Origin of the sequence: Vibrio sp. OPT18, from assembly GCF_015163615.1 — a bacterium.
In the GTDB taxonomy this organism is placed as follows: domain Bacteria; phylum Pseudomonadota; class Gammaproteobacteria; order Enterobacterales; family Vibrionaceae; genus Vibrio; species Vibrio coralliirubri.
Map to the genome: position 1 here is coordinate 52,617 of NZ_JADDYK010000095.1, position 24,931 is coordinate 77,547.

The window sequence follows — 24,931 nt, forward strand, 5'->3', positions numbered from 1 at the left end:
TTTAAAGAATCATCAACTTAATTGATGCATCCGGACGCGGGATGGAGCAGTTTGGTAGCTCGTCGGGCTCATAACCCGAAGGTCGTCGGTTCAAATCCGGCTCCCGCAACCACATTACAGTTAGGCGCTATCTGTTGCCCAAGGCAGTAAGAGCAGCGATTAACTAATGCGATACTAGCTCAGTTGGTAGAGCGCAACCTTGCCAAGGTTGAGGTCATCGGTTCGAACCCGATGTATCGCTCCAAATTAGCCTTTTAAAGGCAAGATTCATTGACTTAAACAATGCATCCGGACGCGGGATGGAGCAGTTTGGTAGCTCGTCGGGCTCATAACCCGAAGGTCGTCGGTTCAAATCCGGCTCCCGCAACCACATTACAGTTAGGCGCCATTTATTGCCAAAGGCAGTAAGAGCAGCGATTAACTAATGCGATACTAGCTCAGTTGGTAGAGCGCAACCTTGCCAAGGTTGAGGTCATCGGTTCGAACCCGATGTATCGCTCCAGCTTTATTCTTAAAAGCTATTAAGACTCTTTAAACCACCGTGTTTTTCTTTAGATCACAGAGTTTAAAGGCGACCTTAAGGGTCACGCTCTTTCTTTAATGCTGCGAAGCATAATCCCCCCAAAAAGCAAATAATCCTCCATCATGGTGGATATTTTTTTGTCTTAAATTTTTCTTAGCAACTGGAATGCTAGTAAACATCAGGTCTCTGAAGCAGATACTTGAGGTTTTTCACATCTATAAACAGACTTATCCACAAAATGTTAGGTGTGGATAACTTGGTTGATAAAGTTATTTCAGTCTTAATTCTTTACATATCCCTAAAAGATCTTTCTTGTTTTCAATATATTAGCTGAATTGTGGCGATCGTAACTTGTTGTTTTTTATCAAGTTGAGTGCTTATCTTCAATTTGATAAAAGATCGTTAACTTGTTGTTTTTTGATCTTAATCATTTATCAGCACTGTGTTTAACTTTGCGCGGGTGTCGGAAGTTTACGAGAGTTCTGAATTTTTTCCACATTGTTAGAATTGAGAACAAGGTCAAACATTGTTCTAAAATTATGTGCAACGAGTTGTCTTAAATATTGGACTATCAATGTGGGTGTCGCTGTCAATCCTTGATGCCAAAAGGGCTAGGCGTCTCTTGGTAGCCCTTTCTCAACAATACGTATCAGTCTGTGCTTTTTGGTGAGGATTTTGCTGTTACTTTTTTGTACACCGTTATCTTCTTGCAGACTGCTAGCGTTGGGTAACTGCTGTAGTTGTTTATTCAAAGCCCACTCAATATGCACATCCAACATATCGTTTTTTCCTTGATGGGATTCCAGCGTTTCAACAATGCGTTGTTGGAATGGTGCATTGCCCATCGCAACAAAGATATTGCGTAACCACTGGGTGTGTCCGATACGTCTTATTGCTGAGCCTTCCATTTTCTTTAGGAAGGTTGCTTCGTCCCAACTTGAAAGTGAAACCAGATCGGCTTCTTGGAAATCTTCTCTGCGGTGAAAGTCTGTTTGCTCTGTGAGTTCGGCATGACGATTCCACGGGCAAACTAACTGACAATCATCACAACCGTAAATACGGTTACCAATGGCATCTCTATACTCTTCAGGGATCACACCATCATATTCAATGGTTAAGTACGAAATACATTTGCGCGCATCAACGACGCCATCATCAATAATGGCCCCTGTTGGGCAAGAAGTGATACATGCGGTGCATTTGCCGCAATCATCGACACTGGGTTCATCCGTTGGAAGAGGGATGTTAACTAACAGCTCCCCTAGAAAGAACCAAGAGCCAGCGTCTTTATCAAGAATTAATGAGTGTTTACCTGTCCAACCCAACCCGGCTTTCTGAGCGAGCGGTCTTTCCAAAATAGGTGCTGAATCGACGAAAGGGCGTGAGTCTAAACCCTCGACCTCTTTTTCAATTCTTTGTCCCAGCTTTTTCAACTGGTTACGGAACAATTTGTGATAGTCGCGGCCTAAAGAATAACGGCTGATGTAGCCTTGAGTGGTATCGCTTAGGTTAGAGGAAAACTGAGCTTCTGGTGGTAGGTAATTCATTCGAGCGCTGATCACTCGAATTGTGCCTGGGTGAAGTTCATCAGGACGTGCACGCATCATCCCATGTCGAGCCATCCAATCCATTTCGCCGTGATTGCCAGCATCTAGCCATGCTTGAAGAGGGGCTTCGTGTTCACTTAAGTCAACATCGCAGATGCCAACTTTTTGAAAGCCTAGCTCTTTTCCCCAGATTTTAATTTTTTCAGCAAGATGGTCTAGATTCATGGCTTAATTCTTATTTTCTCTGTTTTACAATTAGAGATAAGGCTAATTAAAATTAGGTTCGGCAAAAATGGGGGCGGATCTTAACGGATCTTAGTGGTGTTGACCAGAACAGACGCGTTTTGAGCAGTATTTTTCATAGAACTTACACTTGAGTGCTTGTCTCCCAAAAGCATCACGGTTTACTATTCTTGTTCTTTTGATTTTTATATAGTCAACGATCGATTTTTAGAGAACGTATTCATGAGCACGAAACAATTTACTTTGAAAGATGAACAAGCAACGATTCAATTAGGAACGGAGCTTTCTAATCTTTGCTCACAGCAGACGACTATTTATCTGCATGGTGATCTTGGCGCAGGTAAAACGACCTTCAGTCGTGGCTTTGTAAAAGCACTTGGCCATCAAGGAAATGTAAAGAGCCCAACGTATACTCTAGTTGAACCTTATCAACTTGCAGATTGGCAGGTGTACCACTTTGACCTTTATCGCCTAGCCGATCCTGAAGAGTTAGAGTTCATGGGAATTCGTGATTACTTTACACCGGATGCTATCTGTTTGGTTGAATGGCCTGAGAAAGGTTATGGGATGCTACCAGAAGCCGATTTGGATATTGATATTCGTTACCAAGACGATCACCGTATTGTTTCTTTAACCGCTAATAGTGAATACGGACAGCGCTTACTTAGTCAGTTGGAGTTATGTTGATTTCTAAACGCCTTATTTCAGCAGTGGCCATGATGGCTGCTGTTTTTTCTATACTGTTTTCTTCACTTGTTTCTGCAAACTCACTGAAAAGTTTAAGGGTTTGGCCTTCTCCAGAAGAAACTCGTGTGGTTATCGACTTAAAATCAGAAGCGGACTTTAGCTATTTCACTCTGAGTAGCCCGAGTCGTTTAGTGGTCGATCTAAAGAATACCAATCTTGCGACTAAGTTACCGGTCGTGGTGAAAGACAGCCCTGTTCTGTCTAAGATTCGTAAGAGCTCACCACCAGACAAAAACACCTATCGCTTGGTTTTTGAGTTAAAGAAGTCGTCTAAAGCTGAGTTGTTCAAACTGAGCCCGACTCCAGGTGGTCAGTATGGACACCGTTTGGTGATTGACTTACCTCATGGTGCGGCAAGTAAAGCGACATCGACGCCGAGTAAGCCAACGGTCAGTAAGAACATTAATCAGGTTAAGCGCCAGAAAGACATTCTCATTGTGATTGACCCTGGCCACGGCGGTGAAGATCCTGGCTCAATCGGTCCATCTCGTAAGTATGAAAAAGACGCGACTCTGAGTATTTCTAAGAAGTTAGCAGCTCAACTGAATGCGGTCCCGGGGATCAAAACTCGTATGACTCGTAATGCTGACTACTTTGTGAACCTGAATCGACGTGTTGCGATTGCTCGAGAGAATGAAGCTCACCTGTTGATCTCTATTCACGCCGATGCCTTTACGACGCCTCAACCAAGAGGTGGTTCGGTATTTGTGTTGAATACTCGACGAGCGAATACCGAGATCTCACGCTGGATTGAGAACAAAGAGAAACAGTCAGAACTGCTGGGTGGTAGTGGTGCGGCTTTCACTGGCAATATTGATGATAAGAACGTAAACCAAACCCTGCTTGATTTGCAGTTCAGCCACTCACAGAAAGAGGGCTATAAGCTTGCAACAACGATTCTGTCTGAGATGGGTAAGGTTGCGAAACTGCATAACAGTAAGCCGATTAACACCAGCTTAGCGGTATTGCGTTCACCGCAGATCCCATCTGTATTGGTAGAGACAGGTTTTATTTCGAATCCGACCGAAGAGAAGCTTCTTTTCCAACGTTCGCACCAAGATAAATTGGCACGAGCAGTGACTAAAGCGGTCGTTAAGTATTTGAAGGCTAACCCGCCTGAAGGGATTATCTTGTCTAACGCAACGTCATCAACGGGCAGCGTGAGCCAACATAAAGTCTCTCGTGGTGAGTCTTTGTCTGTGATTGCGAGTAAATATGGTACCTCAACACAGACGTTGATGAAGTTCAACAATCTGAAATCGAGCAGCCTAGCAATTGGCCAAGTACTTAAGATTCCAGGCAGGGCTTCAAGCTCATCATCAAGCAGTACTGTTAAAACGAAGACCATCACTCACACGGTTAAGTCTGGAGAGTACCTAGGTAAGATAGCCAGCCGTTACAAAGTATTGGTTGCAGATATCAAACGTGAGAACCGCTTGAAGTCTGAAACATTGAGAGTCGGTCAGAAGTTACGTATTACGGTTGAAGTGAAAGATGTCCCACTGCGCAAACACAAAGTTGCAAGAGGTGATTACCTTGGCAAGATAGCTTCGAAATACGGCGTGAGCGTCAACAGCATTCGCCAAGCGAATAAGCTACGATCTGACAGCCTGGCTATCGGCCAAGTGTTGATTATTCCTCACAAGTAGTCTTGGGAATATTAAGCGGCTTCAGGTATATCAATGTTAAAAAAGAAGAACTAGTGCAAACGTAACAGCGTTTCCACCAATGGCAGTAAGGTAGCTATAAATATGACGATCAAAATACTGCCAGCTCGGTTAGCTAACCAAATCGCAGCGGGTGAGGTGGTAGAAAGACCCGCTTCTGTTGTAAAAGAGTTGGTTGAGAACAGTTTGGATTCGGGTGCCACTCGTATCGATATTGATATCGAGAAAGGTGGCGCCAAGATGATCCGCGTTCGTGACAACGGTAAGGGCATCGTTAAAGATGAGCTTGCCTTGGCGCTGAGTCGTCATGCGACCTCTAAGATCCATACCCTTGATGACCTAGAGGCGATCGTCAGCCTCGGTTTCCGTGGTGAAGCGCTGGCGAGTATTAGCTCGGTTGCGCGCTTAACCATGACTTCACGCCCTGCCACTCAAGATCAAGCTTGGGCGGCACACAGTGAAGGTCGTGATATGCAGGTGAAACTGCAGCCTGCAGCGCATCCCATTGGTACTTCGGTTGAGGTGTTGGATCTGTTCTTCAATACACCAGCGCGCCGCAAATTCTTACGTACCGAGAAAACCGAGTTCACCCATATCGATGAACTGCTGAAACGCATCGCATTGAGCCGTTTCGATGTGACGATCAACCTTCGCCATAACGGTAAAATGATTCGTCAGTACCGCGCTGCAAAAACACAAGTTCAAGCAGAAAAGCGCATCGCTGCGGTATGTGGCAATCCTTTTGTTCGCCATATGCTTAAGATCGAACTTGAGCATCAAGGCCTAAAACTTCATGGCTGGATCACCACGCCAGAAGGGGCAAGACAACAAAGCGACCTGCAATACTGTTATGTGAATGGTCGTATGATGCGTGACAAGCTGATCAACCATGCGATTCGTCAGAGCTATGAAACCAGTCTGCGCCCAGACCAATTCGCGACGTATGTGTTGTTCATTGAACTCGACCCACATCAAGTCGACGTGAATGTTCATCCTGCTAAACATGAAGTGCGTTTTCATCAAGCGCGTCTTGTGCATGACTTTATTTACCAAGCATTGAGTGATGGTTTAGCACAGAGCAAGCAAATCAATGCTGCTCCGTTAAATCAGTCGGCTTTTCATCAATCAGAAGTGATTCATCATCAGCAAGATAGTACGAGCTCTGCAGTTGATGGTGTTGCAAGTTTCGCTGAGCCAGAAAGCGTAATGCCTAGCAGTTCGGATGAAACAAAGGTTTCAGATAGGGTGCGACATGCCATTGAGCAAACGCCAGCCTACCCGAGAAAAGCAGAATCAGAGCACGCTTTTGATCAGCCTCAACACAGCGTTAATGATGGTGGGCAGCGTTACAGCTCACCAGCTAACCGAAGTTCATTGCCTAGCGGAGGCTCGTCGGATCGCGAAACCAGTTTTACCGGTTCTCCTCGCCAAGAGTGGATAGAGTCTCGACCAGCTCCGAAAAAAGAGAAAGAGCCACACCAGCATCACGCCGAACCTGCTCCATCTAAGCGAGAAGTGAAAGCTTATAAAGAGCTTCTTAAAACGCCAGATTTTGATGATCAAGCGGTACAGCCATCATCTTCTCGAGAGCCGGTGGCACCAGTAGAAACCAGAGATAACATAGAAAATATAGAAGCTAAGCCTGCCCAACAGAACTCTGTTCATTTAAAACCAAGAGCACCTGTAACGGACTTGGGCAAAGCAGTCTCGATTGTGGAACGTCAGTATCTGGTGATGGGTAATAAGAACGGCAGTGTGTTGGTTTCTTTGGCTAAGGCTGAATTGTTGCGTGTTGTTGGTCAGCTTGATACTCGAGGTGGCACGTTAAAAAGCCAACCACTATTGGTGCCCTTATCGATTAAGCTGGGCAGTGAACTTGTCGAAGTTGCGAAGACGCTGAGCCAGACACTGGCATTACTGGGGATTGAGCTTAAGGCGCGAAACAGTGAGGCGGTAATGGTGATGGGCGTGCCTTCTCCTTTAAGGCAGCAAAACTTACAAATTTTGATCCCAGATCTGTTATCTTACGCGGCTTCATTAAACGCTCAGATTGTTGATAATCACACGGCTAATGTTTCCAACGACCTGTTGCCATCATTGGTTAACTGGATCGGGATTCAAACGGCACAAGTAAAAAGCGACTACACTTTATCTGAAGCGGTTCAACTAGTTGGGGAACTTGAACAACTTTGGCATGGTCTACTTCCATTAGATGATCCAGAGTTTGTTAATCCTATCGACTTTTCAGCGACTATAGCCGCGTTTACGGTTTAACTTTTTCGCGACGACATTTGTCTTTTTAGCTGAATACGTCGCGACACAAAGCCCTTTGCTAAAAAGCGCTAAAACAGAGAAGCAAATACAAAATATCATGACTGAAAAATTACCTTTAGCGTTGTTTTTAATGGGCCCAACGGCATCAGGAAAAACAGATTTAGCTATCCGCTTACGTCAGAAATACCCAGTAGAGATCATCAGCGTCGATTCGGCACTTATCTACAAAGACATGGATATTGGTACCGCTAAACCGGATGCGGAAGAGCTTGCGCTCGCGCCTCATCGCTTGATTGATATTTTGGAACCAAGCGAAGCGTATTCTGCGGCAGATTTTCGTCGTGATGCGATCAATGAAATGAATAAGATTGTAGCGGAAGGTAAAATCCCGTTACTTGTTGGTGGCACAATGCTGTACTACAAAGCATTGTTGGAAGGTTTATCGCCATTACCAGCAGCGGATCAAGAGATTCGTAAGCAGATTGAAGCGGAATCTATCGAACAAGGTTGGCAGGCATTGCATGATCAATTAAGAGAGATAGATCCCGTATCCGCTGAAAGAATACACCCAAATGATCCACAAAGGCTTTCAAGGGCATTGGAAGTTTACCGAATTTCGGGTAAAACATTAACAGAGCTAACTCAAACGAAAGGCGATAGCCTGCCATTTCGTGTAAAACAATTTGCAATAGCTCCCAAGGAAAGGACTGAACTCCATCGCCGCATTGAGCTGCGTTTCGAGAAGATGATAGAAGCCGGGTTTGAAGATGAAATGAAGGCGTTGTACGCCAGAGAAGACCTTCACCCTGAACTACCATCGATCCGATGCGTTGGTTATAGGCAGATGTGGGATTATTTAGACGGTAATTGTGATTTAGACGAAGCGGTTTTCCGTGGTGTCTGTGCAACCCGTCAGTTGGCCAAGCGACAAATCACCTGGTTGCGCAGTTGGGATGATTTAACTTGGTTAGATAGCGAAAACATTGATCAAGCGTTAGAAACTCTTTCAGATGCAATAGCATCTGATTAGTATTGCTGTGTATAATGTGATCGCTTTTGCGTGAATATACTCTGGAAAGGATCCGTTATTGAGGCTTTTAAAAAATCACAGCCTTTCAATAACAACGGAGTTTTTTTATTCATTTAGCTCAGATGCAAAGGCCGCACCTTTTTGTGCACCACTAGCTAAATAATTACAACAAAATACAAATAAGGAAAATAAAATGGCTAAGGGGCAATCGCTACAAGACCCATTCCTAAATGCACTCCGTCGTGAGCGCATTCCAGTCTCTATCTATCTTGTTAACGGCATTAAGCTGCAAGGTCAGATCGAGTCTTTCGATCAATTCGTGATCTTATTGAAGAACACAGTAAACCAAATGGTTTACAAGCATGCGATTTCTACTGTGGTACCTGCTCGCGCAGTTAGTCACCACAGCGGCGAGCAACGCACGCCATCTGATCGTCCAGAGAAGACTGAAGATTAATCGTTCAATTGATACAGCTTGCGCTGTAATAAGGAGTTGGTTGCTTGTTTGACCGTTATGAATCCGGCGAGCGAGCCGTACTTGTTCATATCAACTTCACGCAAGAGGGAGAATGGGAAGACCTAAGCGAATGTGAAATGCTGGTCTCCTCAGCGGGGGTAGAAACGCTACAAGTGATTACTGGTAGCCGACAATCCCCACTCCCTAAATACTACGTTGGAGAAGGTAAAGCCCTAGAAATCGCACAAGCTGTTCAGCTAACCGGTGCTGAAATTGTGATTTTTAACCACTCCCTCTCTCCTGCCCAAGAGCGAAATCTCGAGCAATTGTGTAAATGTCGTGTGATTGATCGCACGAGTTTGATCTTAGATATCTTTGCACAACGTGCGCGAACTCATGAAGGTAAGCTACAAGTTGAGCTCGCTCAGCTTCGTCATATCTCTACTCGATTGATTCGTGGTTGGACTCACCTTGAAAGGCAGAAAGGTGGTATTGGTCTTCGTGGTCCAGGTGAAACTCAACTGGAAACCGATCGCCGTTTGTTGCGTGACCGTATAAAGGCAATACTACGTCGTTTAGCGAAAGTTGCTAAACAGCGTGAACAAGGACGACGTGCTCGTAATCGAGCTGAAATCCCAACAATTTCTTTGGTTGGTTATACCAACGCAGGGAAATCAACACTTTTCAATCGCATCACAAGTGCTGGTGTTTATGCGGCAGACCAACTGTTTGCAACCCTAGACCCAACATTACGTAAGATTGATTTGGCAGATGTCGGGCCTGCAATTCTCGCAGATACCGTAGGTTTTATCCGTCATCTACCACACGACTTGGTCGCTGCGTTCAAGGCAACATTACAAGAGACGCAGGAAGCTGACATTTTGTTACATGTTGTCGATGCCAGTGATGACCGTTTTCGTGAGAACATTCAGGCTGTTCATGAAGTATTAGAAGAAATCGATGCTCATGAAGTGCCAACCCTTGTAGTCATGAACAAAATTGACTGCATGGAAGACCAAAAACCTCGAATTGAAAGAGACGAAGAGGGCGCACCTCGCGCTGTTTGGGTTTCTGCAATGGAAGGAGAAGGTATTGAACTGCTGTTTGAAGCTTTAACTGAGCGTTTAGCTAGCCAGATGGTTCAATTCCGGTTGTGTATTCCACATCAACATCAGGGCCGTATTCGCAGCTTATTCTTCGAGATGAAATGTATTCAACAGGAAGAGTATGATGAAAATGGTAACTTGTTGATAGATATCCGAATGCAACAAATAGATTGGTCTAAACTTGAAAAAAGAGAAGGGGCGCTCTTAGGTGACTTTATCGTTACCAAAGAGACTGCTACAGTATAACGTCATATCAAATGATGGAGCTTTCTAATGGCGTGGAATGAGCCTGGAAATAACAACAACGGCGATAATAACGGCCGCGATAATGACCCTTGGGGTAATAAAAATAATCGCGGCGGCCGAGATCAAGGACCGCCAGATCTAGACGAAGTGTTTAGTAAACTAAGTCAAAAGTTAGGTGGCAAGTTTGGTAAAAAGGGTGGCAACGGTAACGGGCCATCTATTGGTGGTGGCGGTGCAATTGGCTTTGGTGTCATTGCCGTTATTGCTATTGCTATCTGGTTCTTCGCTGGTTTCTACACCGTTGGAGAAGCAGAAAGAGCAGTAGTACTTCGACTGGGTCAGTTCGACCGTATCGAAGAACCTGGTCTTAACTGGCACCCACGCTTCATCGATGAAATCAAAGATGAGCAACTAGTAAACGTTCAAGCGATTCGTTCTCTACGTGCTGCTGGCACGATGCTAACGAAAGATGAAAACGTTGTGACCGTTGAAATGGGTGTTCAATACCGTGTTTCTGACCCATACAAGTACTTGTATCGTGTAACGAATGCAGACGACAGTTTACGCCAAGCAACCGATTCTGCGCTTCGTGCGGTAATTGGTGACTCACTAATGGATAGTATCCTGACAAGTGGTCGTCAACAGATTCGTCAAAGCACTCAAGAAACGTTGAACCGTATTATTGATAGCTACGACATGGGTATTCTGATTGTTGACGTGAACTTCCAGTCAGCACGTCCACCTGAGCAAGTGAAAGATGCATTTGATGATGCTATCGCGGCTCGTGAGGATGAAGAGCGTTTTGAACGTGAAGCTGAAGCTTACCGAAATGACATTCTTCCAAAAGCAACAGGTCGAGCTGAGCGTTTGAAGAAAGAAGCGGTGGGTTACTCAGAGCGCACAGTTAATGGTGCTCTAGGTCAAGTAGCTCAGTTCGAGAAACTGCTACCTGAATACCAAGCTGCTCCTGAAGTAACACGTAACCGTATGTATCTAGATACAATGGAAAAAGTGTACTCAAGCACATCGAAAGTCCTGATTGATTCTGAATCAAGCGGTAACTTGCTATACCTACCAATTGATAAGCTAGGCGCACAAGGTGGTTCTCAGTCGGGCTCTCGCCCTGCAAAAGCATCATCAACTTACGATCAAATTGAGTTAGAAACTCAAGCGGATCCTAAGCCTAGTACTCAAACTCGTTCAGACAGTTCACGCCAAGGGAGATACTAATAATGCGTAAATTAATGATCCCTGTATTAGTTGTGACGATTGCCCTTCTATTGATGTCACTATTTGTGATTCAAGAAGGCGAGCGTGGCATGGTAATTCGTTTTGGTCGAGTTCTCGATGACAACGGCGTATCACGAATCTATGAACCAGGCCTGCACTTTAAACTGCCTATGTTTGATCGCGTAAAAGTACTTGATGCTCGTATTCAAACGATGGATGGCCGTTCTGACCGTTTCGTAACATCAGAGAAAAAAGACGTTCTAATTGATACTTACGCAAAATGGCGTATTGCTGATTTTGGACGTTTCTATCTGAGTACTGGCGGCGGTAATATCATGACGGCAGAAGCACTTCTTGAGCGTAAAGTGACAGATGTTCTTCGTTCTGAAATTGGTTCTCGTGAAATTAAGCAGATCGTGTCAGGTCCTCGTAATAAGGACATCCTGCCAGACTCTGCTGATAGCGAAGTCGTCACAACGGTAGCGGCTGCAGAAGCACTAGAAGTTGATGGCGAACGCGATAAGATCATGGAAAACGTTTTGTCTGGAACGGCAGAAAGTGCGATGGCTGATTTAGGTGTTGAAGTTGTTGATTTCCGTATGAAGAAGATTAACCTTCCTGACGAAATCAGTGAATCTATCTACCGCCGTATGCGTGCAGAACGTGAGTCGGTTGCTCGTAGACACCGTTCTCAAGGTCGTGAGAAAGCGGAAGTTATCCGTGCTCAAGCTGAGCTAGAAGTGGCAACAGTTCTTGCTGAGGCTGACCGTACAGCTCGAATCACTCGTGGTGATGCAGATGCAGAAGCAGCGAAGATCTACTCTGATGCTTTCAGCAAAGATCCTGAGTTCTACGGCTTCATGCGTTCATTGCAAGCTTATGAGACATCATTTAGCGATAAGAGCGACATTCTAGTACTGGATCCGAAGACTGACTTCTTCCAATACATGAATCAAGCAAGCGGCGCTCCAGCAAAATAAGCTGATGCGTTAGCGAATGCTTAGCTCAATAAGCAAAATACGTTAAAACTTAAAAGGCTCCCATTGTGGGAGCCTTTTTGTTTTCTATGACTTATTTCAGGAGGAGACATGTTTGTGGATTCACTATTGGGGCAAGGGAAGGTGCTCAACAGCGTTCTACTTATAGAAACCTAGCGGTAGGTCATGAAAGCGATAACCGCTCCAGCCACCACAAGACAGCCTCCAATGCGGCGCAGTTGCGTGTCTGGTTGCTCGCTCAGTTGTGCGACCATGTTTCTCCAGCCATTGGGTGCAATCAAGGGGCCGAGCCCTTCCACAATAAGTACGAGCCCAATAGCGAGCCAAATTGATTGAGACATGGTTCTGCCTTTTGTCTGTAAAAAAGCAATGATATCAGTATCTTTACACATCTGCCCCCAGTTATGGCTGGTTTATTTTTGTACAGCGTTAACGTTTATGAACAAAAAGTGACTGCAAGAAGTGTGATTCAGTGCTAGAATCCATTTTTAATTAGCAACAGAAATTGGAAAGATGGGAAATAACGTAGTCGTTCTAGGCACCCAATGGGGTGATGAAGGTAAAGGTAAAATCGTTGACCTTTTAACTGAAGATGCAAAATACGTGGTTCGCTACCAAGGCGGTCACAATGCAGGTCACACACTTGTAATTGACGGTGAAAAAACCGTTCTTCACTTAATTCCATCAGGCATCCTACGTAATAACGTTAAATGTGTTATTGGTAACGGTGTAGTATTATCGCCTGACGCACTTCTAAAAGAAATGAAGCCTCTTGAAGATCGCGGTATTCCAGTACGTGAACGTCTTTTCATCTCTGAAGCTTGTCCTCTAATTCTTCCGTACCACATTGCAATCGACAACGCGCGTGAAATCGCTCGTGGCGCTAAAGCTATCGGTACAACGGGTCGTGGTATCGGTCCTGCTTACGAAGATAAAGTTGCTCGTCGCGGTCTACGCGTTGGCGACCTTTTCGATAAAGAAGCATTTGCTGAGAAGCTAAAAGAAGTTATGGAATTCCACAACTTCCAACTAGAGCACTTCTACAAAGCTGAAACAGTAAGCTACGAAGAAGTTCTTGAGCAAGCGATGAGCTACGCAGATATGTTGACTGCGATGGTTATCGATGTAACTGACGAACTAGACGCAGCACGTAAGCGCGGCGACAAGATCATGTTCGAAGGTGCTCAAGGTACGCTACTAGATATCGACCACGGTACTTACCCATACGTAACGTCTTCTAACACTACTGCTGGTGGTGTTGCTGCAGGTTCTGGTTTCGGTCCTCGTCACATCGGTTACATCCTTGGTATTACTAAGGCTTACTGTACTCGTGTCGGTTCAGGTCCATTCCCAACTGAACTATACGATGGCCTTGAGAAGCAAGACCCAGTTGGTAAACACCTAGGCGATGTTGGTCACGAGTTTGGCGCAACAACTGGTCGTCTACGTCGTACTGGTTGGTTCGATGCTGTTGCTATGCGTCGTGCAATCCAAATCAACTCTCTATCTGGTATGTGTCTAACTAAACTAGATGTTCTAGATGGCCTAGAAGAACTAAAAATCTGTACTGGTTACAAGATGAAAGATGGTTCTATCCTAGAAGTTTCTCCAATGGCTGCTGAGTCATTCGAAGAAGCGACGCCAATCTACGAAACAATGCCTGGTTGGTCTGAAAACACATTTGGTGCTAAATCTATCGACGCGCTTCCACAAGCAGCTCTAGATTACATCAAGCGTATCGAAGACCTAACTGGCGTTCCAATTGATATCGTATCAACTGGCCCAGATCGTAACGAAACTATCATCAAGGTTCACCCATACGGCGCGTAATGCCCGTTGAGTGATTACCAGGCACGAACAGTGCTTTGATAATAAAATAGTTTTTTAAAAGCCGACTTTATTAAGTCGGCTTTTTAATGCCTGCAATTTAGCCGCTCACTCTTTGATGGTGATCTTTTAAGCGTCATCAGGCAAAATATTGCCCATTAGCGGCAAGTTTTGTCTAAAGCCGTCGGGGTTATTGCCGATACAGATATCATGGAAAGTGAAGTTCACCCTGTTTTGTGCGTGTAGAAATCCTCTGCACCCCTTAATAGATAACTTTAGCGACAGATAATAGAGTGCAGGTATGAAGCTACGAATTGTGGCAGCTTCATTAATAATGGCGCTGAGCTCACCCTTGAGTCATGCAAATTTGGCTGATGTGGGAGAGCCCGTTCCAATATATACAGAAGCTGAACTGATTAATTTAATCGAAAATAATCAACATCTAGAGCGAGTGAAAGCTGATAAGTGCCAGTTAGTTGAAGATATCGTTGCTCGTGCGACGCGTATTAGCTTGCCTTCTTATGAGTTTTTATACGGTGATATGTTGGCTTGGGGTGTGTGTGTTCCACAAGATGTAGAGCTTGGCCTTTACTATATGGAAAACGCGGCACATCAAGGTTTACCCGCTGCATTAGAGCAGTTAGGTCGTTATTACTCTCGTGGTACTTTGGTACAACAAGATCAAGAGCGTGCGATTCCGTATCTACGTGAAGCTGCCTCTATGGGTAACTTAAGTGCGAGCATTCACTTAGCGGAACTCTTGTTACGTGACTACGGTAGTCCATTGGATTATGAAGATGCTTACCGTTGGTTGTATAACTCGGTAACCGCAGATCAAAGACAACACAGACGTATCACTGTGCTTCGTAGCGGTCTGGAACAGAGAATGCCAGACAATATTATTGCTCGAGCAAAACGTCGAGACGTGTTCTGGTAATACCGAGCAAAAAACCTGTAATGATCCCTGCACTCATTGTTACAGGAAACAAGACTTAAAAAGCCCCGCCTAATTTAGTTAGTGCGGGGCTTTTTACGTTTAGATGGTCATGCTATTCGATTGCGAGTTTATTGAACAACCTCACCAGACTCAATTACCGTTTCACGAACAATCTTAGTGAAATCGAGTGCTTCTTGGCGAATCTTGTCTTCGTCTACCGTTAGCATGTCGCGATCTTGCATGATGATCTTGCCATCAACGATGGAATGACGAACATTGCCTGAGTTAGCTGAGTACACCAGTGCTGAGTATGGGTTGTAGACCGGAACCATGTTTGGCGCCTTAGTATCGATCACTATGATGTCGGCGAGTTTGCCAGCTTCAAGAGAACCGATCTTATCTTCCATGTGCAGCGCTTTTGCTGCGCCCATTGTCGCCATGTCGATCACTTTGATCGGCGGCATCGCAGCACGATCTTTGTTAACTAGCTTGTGAACTTTAGCGACTTGGTTGAATTCATCAATAGTGCTCAGTGTGTTACCAGACATTGGACCATCGGTACCTAAACCGATACGCACGTTCTCGTCATACATCTTAAGGGCAGGTGATACACCTTTTGCTGACTTGATGTTAGCACTCATGTTATGAGCCACGCCCATATCCGATTTCTTCACCAGTTCAATATCATGATCGTCTACGAGGATCATGTGTGCACCCACCAAGTTTTTGTTGAGTGCGCCAATGCTGTCCATGTATTGAACCGGGGATAAACCATCTGAACGCTCTGCGATTTTCTCTTCTTCACGGTGTGATTCTGCAAGGTGAATCATTACTGGAACATCTAATTCTAGGGATAGTTTAGATATTTTTTGAAGGATCTCTGTGGTGTTGGTGTAAGGCGCATGCGGTGCAAACGCTGGTGTGATTCGCGGGTGATCTTTGTATTCTTCAATAAAATTCAACGCGTACTTAATGCCTTCTTCGGCGTTAGCCGCATCGGCTACAGGGAACTTAATCACCGTTTCACCAAGGATGGCACGCATACCGATTTTATCGACGGTTTTTGCGACTTCATCTTCGAAGTAGTACATGTCGGCGTAAGTCGTGACACCGCCTTTCACCATTTCAACGTTACCTAGGTTGGCACCAATGCGTACCATGTCTCGCGATACTAGCTTCTTCTCTAGCGGGAAGATGTAACGGTGCAGGCGATCTGGCACATCATCGGCCAACGAACGGAAAACTGTCATTGATACATGAGTATGGGTATTGATGAGACCTGGCATTACGATATCGCCATCCACGTCTAACACTTGCTTAGCTTGGTACTGCTTCTCTAGTGAAGCATCACCAACTGCAATGATTTTGTTGTCTTTGACCACAACAGTACCGCTTTCATAAACCGTTTTGTCTTGGTTCATGGTCAGAACCATCGCATCGGTAATCATCAGGTCAGCTTTTTCCATTGCCGAACTTGCGAATGGAAATAGCGCTAGGCTCGCCATAGCTGAAGCCAATAAAGTGCGTTTTAGTTTCATATCATACTCAGAACAGGAGTTGGTAAAGTGCGTGGATAATAGTGTATTTCATTCATGGCGCAAACGTTTGTTTTATCGTTTGCTTGAAATTTTGATGATAGTCCACGTCTATGAAGCGATGTTTCACAAAGTGAAGATATGTATCAATCTAAGGTTATTTGGGTGTTTTCTAAAGCATATCTGTAGCTTACCCCTAGCATCAGATATACTAGGGGTATATACCTTCCTTGCTTAAGCAGGCCCGCCTATGTCAAAAAACACACCAACGTCAGAAAACACGACAGCGACAACCACTGTTGATCCTTTTGCCGACCGAGAGTCGAAAAATTACGATAACCCAGTACCAAGCCGAGAGTTCATTATTTCGTTTCTAACAGACGCGAATATTCCGATGAACCGCAACGATCTATTCGAAGCTTTGGGTCTTGCTGGAGAGGAACAATATGAAGGGCTGCGTCGTCGTTTACGTGCAATGGAGCGTGATGGACAGCTTATCTTTACTCGTCGTCAGTGCTACGCATTGCCTGAGAAGATGGAACTGATCAAAGGCTATGTGATTGGTCATAAAGACGGTCATGGTTGGGTTCGCCCAGACGGCAGTGTGGGTAAAGACAATGATATCGTGCTGCCGCATCATCAGATGAAAACCATCATGCACGGTGATTACGTATTGGTTCAGCCTACTGACAACAGTAAGCGTGGCCGTCGTGAAGGTCGCTTGGTTCGTGTGCTTGAAGAGCGTAAAACGCCACTTGTTGGTCGCTTCTTCCTAGAGTACGGCCATTCTTACGTTGTTGCTGATGATTCGCGTATTAGTCACGACATCCAGATCCCTACTGAGCATAAAGGCGGTGCTCGAATGGGTAATGTGGTTGTGATTGAGATTACGGATCGCGGTGGTCGTTCTCGTAACATGATGGGTAAAGTAACCGAAGTTCTTGGTGAAAACATGGCTCCGGGTATGGAAACGCAGATTGCGATCCGTACTCACCAGATCCCACAAGAGTGGCCTGAAGCGGTAGATAAACAAATTGAAAACCTAGGTGAGCATGTTCCTGAAGAAGCAAAAGAAGGGCGTGTAGACCTGCGTAAACTGCCATTAGTTACCATTGATGGTGAAGATGCGCGTGACTTCGATGATGCGGTTTACTGTGAAGCGAAGAAAGGCGGCGGCTGGCGTCTATGGGTAGCGATTGCTGACGTAAGTTATTACGTTCGTCCAGATACAGCGCTAGACAAAGAAGCGATTAACCGTGGTAACTCGGTATACTTCCCGTCACAAGTTGTACCAATGCTGCCTGAAGTGCTTTCTAACGGCTTATGTTCTTTGAACCCTCAAGTCGACCGCTTATGTATGGTGTGTGAGATGACTATCTCAGACAAAGGTAAGCTGTCGGGTTACAAACACTACGAAGCGGTAATGAACTCTCATGCTCGTCTTACTTACAACAAAGTAGGCGCGATCTTAGATGGCAATGAAGAGCTTCGTGAGCGTTACGAGCCAGAAGTACCGCATCTTGAAGAACTGCACAAGATGTACAAAGTGCTTAAGAAAACGCGTGATGAGCGTGGCGCGATTGAGTTTGAAACGGTAGAAACCAAATTTATCTTCAATGCGGATCGTAAGATCGACCGTATTGAACCGGTAATCCGTAACGATGCACACAAGGTCATCGAAGAGTGTATGATTCTGGCGAACATCGCATCGGCATCTTACGTAGAGAAAGCGAAAGAGCCTGCTCTGTACCGTGTTCACGAAACTCCGGGCGAAGAGCGCTTAATGGGCTTCAAGAGCTTCTTAAGTGAATTAGGTTTAACGCTGGAAGGTGGTCTCTCGCCATCACCAGTAGACTATGCACAACTGATGCAACAGATTAACGAACGTGAAGACCGTGAATTAATCCAAACCATGCTACTTCGTTCAATGAAGCAAGCAGTCTACAACGCGGATAACGCGGGTCACTTTGGCTTAGCCCTTAAACGCTATGCTCACTTTACCTCGCCGATTCGTCGTTACCCTGACTTGCTATTGCACCGTGCGATTAAGTACCTTATTGCGAAAGAAGGCGGTCGTAACAGCGAACGTTGGACGCCAACCGGTGGTTACCACTACACTTTCGATGATATGGACTTCTACGGCGAGCAGTGTTCAATGACTGAGCGTCGTGCTGATGACGCAACACGTGAAGTGAACGACTGGTTGAAGTGTGAATACATGCAAGACCATGTCGGTGAAGTGATGGATGGCGTGATTGCCAACGTGACTGGTTTTGGCTTCTTTGTTCGTCTAACTGAACTGCACATTGATGGCTTGGTACACATCTCAGCGCTAGCGAATGATTACTACCAATTTGATGCTGTTGGTCAGCGCCTAGTGGGTGAAAGCTCTGGTAATATCTACCGTTTGGGTGATTCGGTGAAAGTGAAGGTTTCTGCGGTTAACTTAGAAACTCGTCAAATCGACTTTGATTTAGAAGACACCGATCGTCAGCCGCGTGGTAAAGGCAAAACAGCCAAGAAGCGTGCAGCCGAAGCGATGAAAAAGGCGAAAAGCAAGAAGCGCTCAGCAGTGAAGAGTAATAAGCCGGGCGTATCAGCGAAGCCGATGGTTGAGCCAACTAAGCGACCTGACGGAAGCAGCGAAGGCCCTGCTAAGAAGAAAAAGCCAGCGAATAAAACCGGTGCTGCTAAAGCTCGCGCTAAGAAAAAGCGTGCTGCAAGCCGTAAGCCAAAGGCTGATAAGTCTTAAAACTGATAAATCTTAAGGCTAATAGGGCGCTTTGCTAATCAGGTTTAGCGCCTAACTGATTTAATTTAATGCGAGAGTATCAGGCGCAAGACGCATACTCTCGAAATGAATAACACAGAGAGGGATGCATCGGCATTGATGTCATTCTTCTCTGAGCAATAAGAGTAACTTGAGACAATGAGTAACGAATTTATTTACGGTATTCACGCGGTGAAAGCCGTACTAGAAAAAGATCCTGCACGTTTTATCGAAGCGTATGTATTGAAAGGTCGCCAAGACGAGCGTCTTCTTCCATTACTGAACCAACTGCAACAGTTTGGTGTGTCGATTCAGCAGATGGGTCGTAAGCCGTTGGATGAAAAAGCACAAGGTGCGAATCACCAAGGTCTTATTGCTAAGGTGAAGCCTGCTAAGCAGCTTAATGAAACTCACCTAGACGATATCCTAGCGCAGCACGAACAGCCTTTGCTGTTGGTTTTAGACGGCGTAACAGACCCTCATAACCTAGGCGCTTGTCTGCGTAACGCGGATGCGGCGGGTGTTGCTGCTGTTATCGTACCGAAAGATCGCTCTTCGCCGCTAACAGCAACGGTAAGTAAGGTAGCGTGTGGTGCGGCTGAAACGGTTCCGTTAGTACGTGTAACCAACCTAGCTCGCACAATGCGTGCACTGCAAGAGCAGGGCGTATGGTTTGTGGGTACGGCAGGTGAAGCTACGCATGATATCTATCAAGCGAAGCTAACAGGCCCTCTTGCGGTTGTTATGGGGGCAGAAGGTGACGGTATGCGTCGTCTAACGCGTGAAACCTGTGATGACCTAATTAAGATTCCAATGGCCGGCAGCGTGTCGAGCCTAAACGTTTCGGTAGCATCAGGCATCTGTCTGTTTGAAGCGGTACGTCAGCGCCTAACTCAATAGAGTAAAGCTGAGTCAAAAGGCAAAACGACTTAAGTCTATGAATTTATTAACGCTCACCACTTGTTGGTGGGCGTTTGTTTTTAGGGCGTAGAGTGACAAATTGACAGAATCACAGATGGCTAGATGGCGAAAGGAAAACTGTTTCATTATTCGCCAAATACCACTTGCCAATACAGGGTTCTTTCTATAATATTTGCCGTCCTTAAAACTCGGTCATTTATCTTTAGTTCCTTGCTTCCTCTGGACGACCGGGCCACTCGTGGAAGCTAATAATCCGTAAGGAGCAACCAAATGCGTCATTACGAAATCGTATTCATGGTTCACCCTGATCAAAGCGAGCAAGTTGCTGGCATGATCGAGCGTTACACTGGTTCTATCACTGAAGCTGGCGGTACTATCCACCGTCTAGAAGACTGGGGTCGTCGTCAAATGGCTTACCCAATCAACAAGCTTCACAAAGCTCACTACGTTCTTATGAACGTTGAAGCTGGTCAAGAAGTGATTGACGAGCTAGAAACTGCTTTCCGTTTCAACGATGCAGTTCTACGTAACATGATCATGCGCACTAAAGGCGCTGTGACTGAGCAATCTATTATGCTTAAGCAAAAAGAAGAGCGTGCAGAGCGTGCTCCTCGTCGCGAAGAGCGTACAGAAGCTAAACCAGAAGCAGCTGCTGAGTAATTCTTTTTTGGCTTAACGCCTTAAAAAAATTCTCAACTTGTTTTAGGTCATTGATAGTTATTTCGATAATTGTGAAAGACCGCTTTACTAAATTTAAGATCAGGAGATAGCCCATGGCTCGTTTCTTCCGTCGTCGTAAATTCTGCCGTTTCACTGCAGAAGGCGTACAAGAGATTGACTACAAAGACGTAGCAACTCTTAAAAACTACATCACTGAAGCTGGTAAAATCGTACCTAGCCGTATCACTGGTACAAGCGCTAAGTACCAGCGTCAACTAGCTCGCGCTATCAAGCGTTCTCGTTACCTAGCTCTACTACCGTACACTGACAAGCATCAGTAATCGGTAATAGTTAATAATAGTTTAAGAGGACTAAGATAATGCAAGTTATTCTACTTGATAAGATCGGTAACCTAGGTGGCCTTGGCGACCAAGTAAACGTTAAATCTGGTTACGCTCGTAACTTCCTTATCCCACAGGGTAAAGCAGTTATGGCAACTAAAGACAACGTTGCTATGTTCGAAACTCGTCGTGCTGAACTAGAAGCTAAAGTTGCTGAGCAACTAGCTGCTGCTGAAGCTCGTGCAGAGAACGTTAACACTCTAGAAGGCGTTTCAATCGCTTCTAAAGCTGGTGACGAAGGTAAACTATTCGGTTCTATCGGTACTCGTGACATCGCTGACGCTATTACAGCGGCAGGTGTTGCAGTAGCTAAGAGCGAAGTACGCCTACCTGAAGGCGCTCTACGTAACATCGGCGAATTCGAAGTAAGCATCCAACTTCACTCTGAAGTTTTTGCTACTGCGAAAATCGCTATCGTTGCAGCTGAGTAATTTCAGTACCAAGACGAATTCTTTCTTTTGAAAGTTTTAAACACCAGCTTCGGCTGGTGTTTTTTTATGTCTGAAATATAGGAAAGTACAAGGGAGGGCTACAGTAAGTAAAAAGCTTACAGTGATCCATAAGCTGTTATTGCTGAACAGGCCGTTCTCAAGGTTAGAAGAGGCCTAAGATTAGAATTGGAATAGCAAGTTGATAGATAGAACAGAGTCTTCTTTGCTTAACCCTTCAGGCACCTTGTCATGGTACTGGCGAGAGTGAGCGATCTTCAGCGCGATATTGTCAGTAATATCGTTGATGGCTTCGAGTTCAGTATCAAACTTTAGGTTACTGTGGCCAGATACAAGCGTCACGTCGGCCTTGAGCTGCAAATTCTTCAACACCTGCCAAGACGTATTCACATTGCCACGAAAAATCGCTTCTTCAACAATCTCTGGGAAGATGATGTCATCATCATCAATCTCATCAAGGTTCGGTTCTTGGTAACGAAAACCTGGTCCCACTTCGACTTCCAACACAAACTCTTCGGTATTCGAAAACTGGTAACCCAGACCACTCGAAATTGTGTAGTCCTTAAAGTAAGCACTGTATCTCGAGTCGACTCCTTTGAAACTGCCGTAAAGGTAGGTTTTAGGGCTTAACTTGTAGTCACTCTGAGCTGAGTAAGTCGATTGCCTTTTATCTTCTTCGCCATCTTTGTAGAGGTTGTAGTATTTCCATTCACCACTGGTTCTATGACGGCCAGCCGTGTACTCACCGTTAAGGCGTGCGTTAAGCGCTCGTGAATCAGAGTTGCCAGTATGCGACTGATATCCAAATTCGACTTCCGTTTTTAGCGGGCTCGGTAGTTCTGTATCACTTGTATCACTCGGTGCGATATCCAACTCTTTTTCTTCAGGTGTCGGTGCAACGACGATCGACTCAGCAGTAGGTTCTGAAACTACTATAGAGTCGAGGATTGCATCAACAGAGGCTTTAGCATCATCAGCTAAGGCCATCGGAGCGCTCAGGAGACCAGTGCTTAAAAGACCAGTGCTCAGAGCCAATAATTTGGACACGCATACCTCTAGTTATACAGTGAGTGAATGGCAGGATCGTAATGCTACCCTTGGTTAATTCCGTCAGCAATAGGTAAATTCTTCCTGAAGAATAAAACAAACTTATAGGATCGGATTACAAACGGATGTTCTTGGGTATAATGAACGATCATTATTAGTTATTGAGTGTAGTCATAGTGGATACCAAAAGTCAGAAATCAGCCAACGATCAGGTGGACGCCATCAAGGTCCCGCCACATTCATTAGAAGCTGAGCAATCTGTTATCGGCGGTTTGTTATTAGATAACGAACGCTGGGATACGGTTGCCGAAAAGGTTGTGGCCAAAGACTTTTATAGCCGTCCTCACCGTCTGATCTTTGAAGCGGTAAAGGATATCCTTGAAGAAAGTTCTCCTCTGGATCTTATTACACTCTCTGAACATTTAGAGCTGCGTGAGCAACTTGAAGAAGTGGGTGGCTTTGCTTACCTTGCTGACTTAGCGAAAAACACACCAAGTGCCGCAAACATCAATGCGTATGCAGATATCGTGGCGCAACGTGCACTGGTTCGTAGCCTGATTGGTGTCGCGAATGAGATTGCGGATTCTGGTTATGACCCTCAAGGTCGTACATCGGAAGAACTTGTTGATCTGGCTGAAAGTAAAGTCTTCGCGATTGCTGAAGGCCGTGCAAGTGAAAACGAAGGTCCACAAAACGTTGATAGCATTTTAGAGAAGACACTAGAGCGTATCGAGATCCTGTACAAAACGCCGCAAGATGGTGTGACAGGTGTCGATACTGGCTTCAACGACCTCAACAAGAAAACAGCAGGCCTACAAGGCTCTGACTTAATTATTGTTGCGGCTCGTCCATCGATGGGTAAAACCACGTTTGCGATGAACTTGTGTGAAAACGCAGCAATGAAGCAAGACAAACCGGTTTTAATCTTCTCGCTAGAGATGCCAGCCGAGCAACTGATGATGCGTATGCTTGCGTCACTTTCTCGCGTAGACCAAACCAAGATTCGTACTGGTCAGTTAGATGATGAAGATTGGGCTCGTATCTCGTCGAGTATGGGTATTCTTATGGATAAGAAGAATATGTATATCGATGACAGCTCGGGTCTAACGCCAACTGAAGTACGTTCTCGTGCTCGACGTATTGCTCGTGAACACGATGGTATCTCTATGATCATGATAGATTACCTTCAATTAATGCGTGTACCTTCGTTATCTGATAACCGTACTCTTGAAATCGCCGAGATTTCTCGCTCATTGAAAGCGCTAGCAAAAGAGCTCAACGTTCCGGTTGTGGCACTTTCTCAGCTTAACCGTTCCCTAGAGCAACGTGCTGATAAGCGCCCAGTAAACTCGGACTTGCGTGAATCAGGTTCGATTGAGCAAGATGCCGATTTGATCATGTTCATCTATCGTGATGAGGTTTATAACCCAGATAGTTCATTGAAAGGCATTGCTGAGATAATCCTTGGTAAGCAGCGTAACGGTCCGATCGGTTCGGTTCGTCTTACGTTCCAAGGCCAACACTCCCGATTTGATAACTATGCAGGCCCTGCATTTGATGATGAGTAATCGCTAATGACTTACATGAAAGCGGCGACGGCGAGCATTGACTTAAACGCGCTCGAACATAACCTGAACCAGATAAAGTCGAAGGCTCCTCAGTGTAAGGTCATGTCTGTTGTGAAAGCCAATGGCTACGGACACGGCTTACTGCATATCGCCAAGCATTCAAAAAGCTCTGATGCTTTTGGTGTGGCGCGTATTGAAGAAGCGTTACAACTTCGTGCTGGTGGCATTGTTAAACCTATTTTGTTGCTGGAAGGATTTTACTCTTCGGGCGATTTACCAATCTTGGTGACCAATAACATTCAAACAGTAGTGCATTGTGAAGAGCAATTAAGCGCGCTAGAGAATGCAGATTTGGAAACACCCGTTGTGGTATGGCTAAAAGTCGACAGTGGTATGCACCGACTAGGTGTTCGCCCTGAACAATACCAAAACTTTGTTGAGCGTTTGCATCAATGTGCGAATGTTGCCAAACCTCTCCGTTACATGAGCCACTTCGGTTGTGCTGATGAGCTGGATAGAGCAACCACTGTTGAACAGACAGAGCTTTTCTTGTCTCTTACCGAAGGTTGTGAAGGGGAGCGTTCACTTGCTGCCTCTGCGGGTTTGCTCGCTTGGCCAGACAGCCATCTTGATTGGGTTCGTCCGGGAATCATCTCTTACGGTGTTTCTCCGTTTGTTGATAAATCAGCGCAAGAGCTTGGTTTTTTGCCTGTGATGACCCTGACCTCACACCTAATTGCAGTTCGCG

The 24,931-nt window shown here is 45.3% G+C and carries 21 protein-coding genes and 4 tRNA genes; 21 read left to right on the top strand and 4 right to left on the bottom strand.

What is annotated here, in order from left to right; all coding sequences use genetic code 11:
- The first annotated feature begins 35 nt into the window (after nt 1–35).
- From IQQ51_RS23915 to IQQ51_RS23930, 4 genes are all read left to right on the top strand, one after another.
- Nucleotides 36–112: transfer RNA gene (locus IQQ51_RS23915), tRNA-Met, on the top strand.
- Between the two features lie 56 nt (nt 113–168).
- A tRNA-Gly gene (locus tag IQQ51_RS23920) sits at nt 169–244 on the top strand.
- Nucleotides 245–293: 49 nt separating this feature from the next.
- Nucleotides 294–370 (top strand) — tRNA-Met (locus tag IQQ51_RS23925).
- 56 nt (nt 371–426) lie between these two features.
- A tRNA-Gly gene (locus tag IQQ51_RS23930) sits at nt 427–502 on the top strand.
- Between the two features lie 632 nt (nt 503–1,134).
- On the opposite strand, the gene queG is transcribed toward IQQ51_RS23930, so the two are convergent.
- Nucleotides 1,135–2,295, bottom strand: a complete 1,161-nt coding sequence (gene queG / locus IQQ51_RS23935; RefSeq protein ID WP_193842301.1) for a tRNA epoxyqueuosine(34) reductase QueG — start codon at nt 2,293–2,295, stop codon at nt 1,135–1,137.
- Nucleotides 2,296–2,535: 240 nt separating this feature from the next.
- On the opposite strand from queG, the gene tsaE reads away from it, so the two are divergent.
- From tsaE to hflC, 8 genes are all read left to right on the top strand, one after another.
- Nucleotides 2,536–3,000, top strand: coding sequence for a tRNA (adenosine(37)-N6)-threonylcarbamoyltransferase complex ATPase subunit type 1 TsaE (tsaE, locus tag IQQ51_RS23940; protein ID WP_004735870.1), 465 nt, complete (start codon nt 2,536–2,538; stop codon nt 2,998–3,000).
- Nucleotides 2,994–4,709, top strand: coding sequence for an N-acetylmuramoyl-L-alanine amidase (locus tag IQQ51_RS23945; protein ID WP_193842302.1), 1,716 nt, complete (start codon nt 2,994–2,996; stop codon nt 4,707–4,709). The genes tsaE and IQQ51_RS23945 overlap by 7 nt, the downstream gene beginning before the upstream one ends.
- Before the next feature lie 102 nt (nt 4,710–4,811).
- Nucleotides 4,812–7,001 (top strand): DNA mismatch repair endonuclease MutL, encoded by a 2,190-nt coding sequence (gene mutL, locus IQQ51_RS23950; protein WP_193842303.1) that lies wholly within the window; start codon nt 4,812–4,814, stop codon nt 6,999–7,001.
- 97 nt (nt 7,002–7,098) lie between these two features.
- On the top strand, nt 7,099–8,031 hold the full coding sequence (gene miaA, locus IQQ51_RS23955; protein ID WP_193842304.1) for a tRNA (adenosine(37)-N6)-dimethylallyltransferase MiaA: 933 nt from the start codon (nt 7,099–7,101) through the stop codon (nt 8,029–8,031).
- Nucleotides 8,032–8,224: 193 nt separating this feature from the next.
- Nucleotides 8,225–8,488, top strand: coding sequence for an RNA chaperone Hfq (gene hfq, locus IQQ51_RS23960; protein WP_017059927.1), 264 nt, complete (start codon nt 8,225–8,227; stop codon nt 8,486–8,488).
- 44 nt (nt 8,489–8,532) lie between these two features.
- Complete coding sequence (gene hflX, locus IQQ51_RS23965; RefSeq protein ID WP_193842305.1) at nt 8,533–9,840, top strand: ribosome rescue GTPase HflX; 1,308 nt, start codon at nt 8,533–8,535, stop codon at nt 9,838–9,840.
- A gap of 27 nt (nt 9,841–9,867) precedes the next feature.
- On the top strand, nt 9,868–11,070 hold the full coding sequence (hflK, locus tag IQQ51_RS23970; RefSeq protein WP_048610697.1) for an FtsH protease activity modulator HflK: 1,203 nt from the start codon (nt 9,868–9,870) through the stop codon (nt 11,068–11,070).
- A 2-nt stretch (nt 11,071–11,072) separates the two neighbouring features.
- The gene (gene hflC, locus IQQ51_RS23975; RefSeq protein ID WP_010434102.1) at nt 11,073–12,050 is read left to right on the top strand and encodes a protease modulator HflC; all 978 of its coding nucleotides are present in this window, start codon (nt 11,073–11,075) and stop codon (nt 12,048–12,050) included.
- Between the two features lie 170 nt (nt 12,051–12,220).
- Here hflC and IQQ51_RS23980 read toward each other — a convergent pair whose 3' ends face one another.
- The gene (locus IQQ51_RS23980) at nt 12,221–12,409 is read right to left on the bottom strand and encodes a DUF2065 domain-containing protein (protein WP_010434105.1); all 189 of its coding nucleotides are present in this window, start codon (nt 12,407–12,409) and stop codon (nt 12,221–12,223) included.
- A gap of 172 nt (nt 12,410–12,581) precedes the next feature.
- On the opposite strand from IQQ51_RS23980, the gene IQQ51_RS23985 reads away from it, so the two are divergent.
- A complete protein-coding gene (locus IQQ51_RS23985) occupies nt 12,582–13,898 on the top strand; it encodes an adenylosuccinate synthase (RefSeq protein WP_010434108.1) in 1,317 nt (438 codons plus the stop codon).
- Between the two features lie 298 nt (nt 13,899–14,196).
- Nucleotides 14,197–14,832 carry a flagellar protein MotX gene (gene motX, locus IQQ51_RS23990; protein ID WP_017063177.1) on the top strand — a complete coding sequence of 212 codons (636 nt, stop codon included), beginning with the start codon at nt 14,197–14,199 and terminating at the stop codon, nt 14,830–14,832.
- 128 nt (nt 14,833–14,960) lie between these two features.
- Here motX and IQQ51_RS23995 read toward each other — a convergent pair whose 3' ends face one another.
- The gene (locus IQQ51_RS23995) at nt 14,961–16,370 is read right to left on the bottom strand and encodes an amidohydrolase (protein WP_193842306.1); all 1,410 of its coding nucleotides are present in this window, start codon (nt 16,368–16,370) and stop codon (nt 14,961–14,963) included.
- A 247-nt stretch (nt 16,371–16,617) separates the two neighbouring features.
- On the opposite strand from IQQ51_RS23995, the gene rnr reads away from it, so the two are divergent.
- The 5 genes from rnr to rplI all read left to right on the top strand — a co-directional run bounded on the left by rnr (nt 16,618) and on the right by rplI (nt 21,550).
- Nucleotides 16,618–19,119 (top strand): ribonuclease R, encoded by a 2,502-nt coding sequence (rnr, locus tag IQQ51_RS24000; protein ID WP_193842307.1) that lies wholly within the window; start codon nt 16,618–16,620, stop codon nt 19,117–19,119.
- Nucleotides 19,120–19,296: 177 nt separating this feature from the next.
- Nucleotides 19,297–20,037 carry a 23S rRNA (guanosine(2251)-2'-O)-methyltransferase RlmB gene (rlmB, locus tag IQQ51_RS24005; protein WP_193842308.1) on the top strand — a complete coding sequence of 247 codons (741 nt, stop codon included), beginning with the start codon at nt 19,297–19,299 and terminating at the stop codon, nt 20,035–20,037.
- 291 nt (nt 20,038–20,328) lie between these two features.
- Entirely contained in the window at nt 20,329–20,718 is a 390-nt protein-coding gene (rpsF, locus tag IQQ51_RS24010) for a 30S ribosomal protein S6 (protein ID WP_004741278.1), read from the top strand.
- Between the two features lie 113 nt (nt 20,719–20,831).
- Complete coding sequence (gene rpsR, locus IQQ51_RS24015; protein ID WP_000090472.1) at nt 20,832–21,059, top strand: 30S ribosomal protein S18; 228 nt, start codon at nt 20,832–20,834, stop codon at nt 21,057–21,059.
- A 38-nt stretch (nt 21,060–21,097) separates the two neighbouring features.
- A complete protein-coding gene (gene rplI, locus IQQ51_RS24020; RefSeq protein ID WP_048610692.1) occupies nt 21,098–21,550 on the top strand; it encodes a 50S ribosomal protein L9 in 453 nt (150 codons plus the stop codon).
- Nucleotides 21,551–21,730: 180 nt separating this feature from the next.
- Here rplI and IQQ51_RS24025 read toward each other — a convergent pair whose 3' ends face one another.
- Nucleotides 21,731–22,615 (bottom strand): DUF481 domain-containing protein, encoded by an 885-nt coding sequence (locus IQQ51_RS24025; protein ID WP_193842309.1) that lies wholly within the window; start codon nt 22,613–22,615, stop codon nt 21,731–21,733.
- A 176-nt stretch (nt 22,616–22,791) separates the two neighbouring features.
- On the opposite strand from IQQ51_RS24025, the gene IQQ51_RS24030 reads away from it, so the two are divergent.
- A complete protein-coding gene (locus IQQ51_RS24030) occupies nt 22,792–24,183 on the top strand; it encodes a replicative DNA helicase (RefSeq protein WP_016767560.1) in 1,392 nt (463 codons plus the stop codon).
- Nucleotides 24,184–24,189: 6 nt separating this feature from the next.
- A partial coding sequence (gene alr, locus IQQ51_RS24035; protein WP_228013211.1) for an alanine racemase occupies nt 24,190–24,931 on the top strand: 742 nt, incomplete at its 3' end.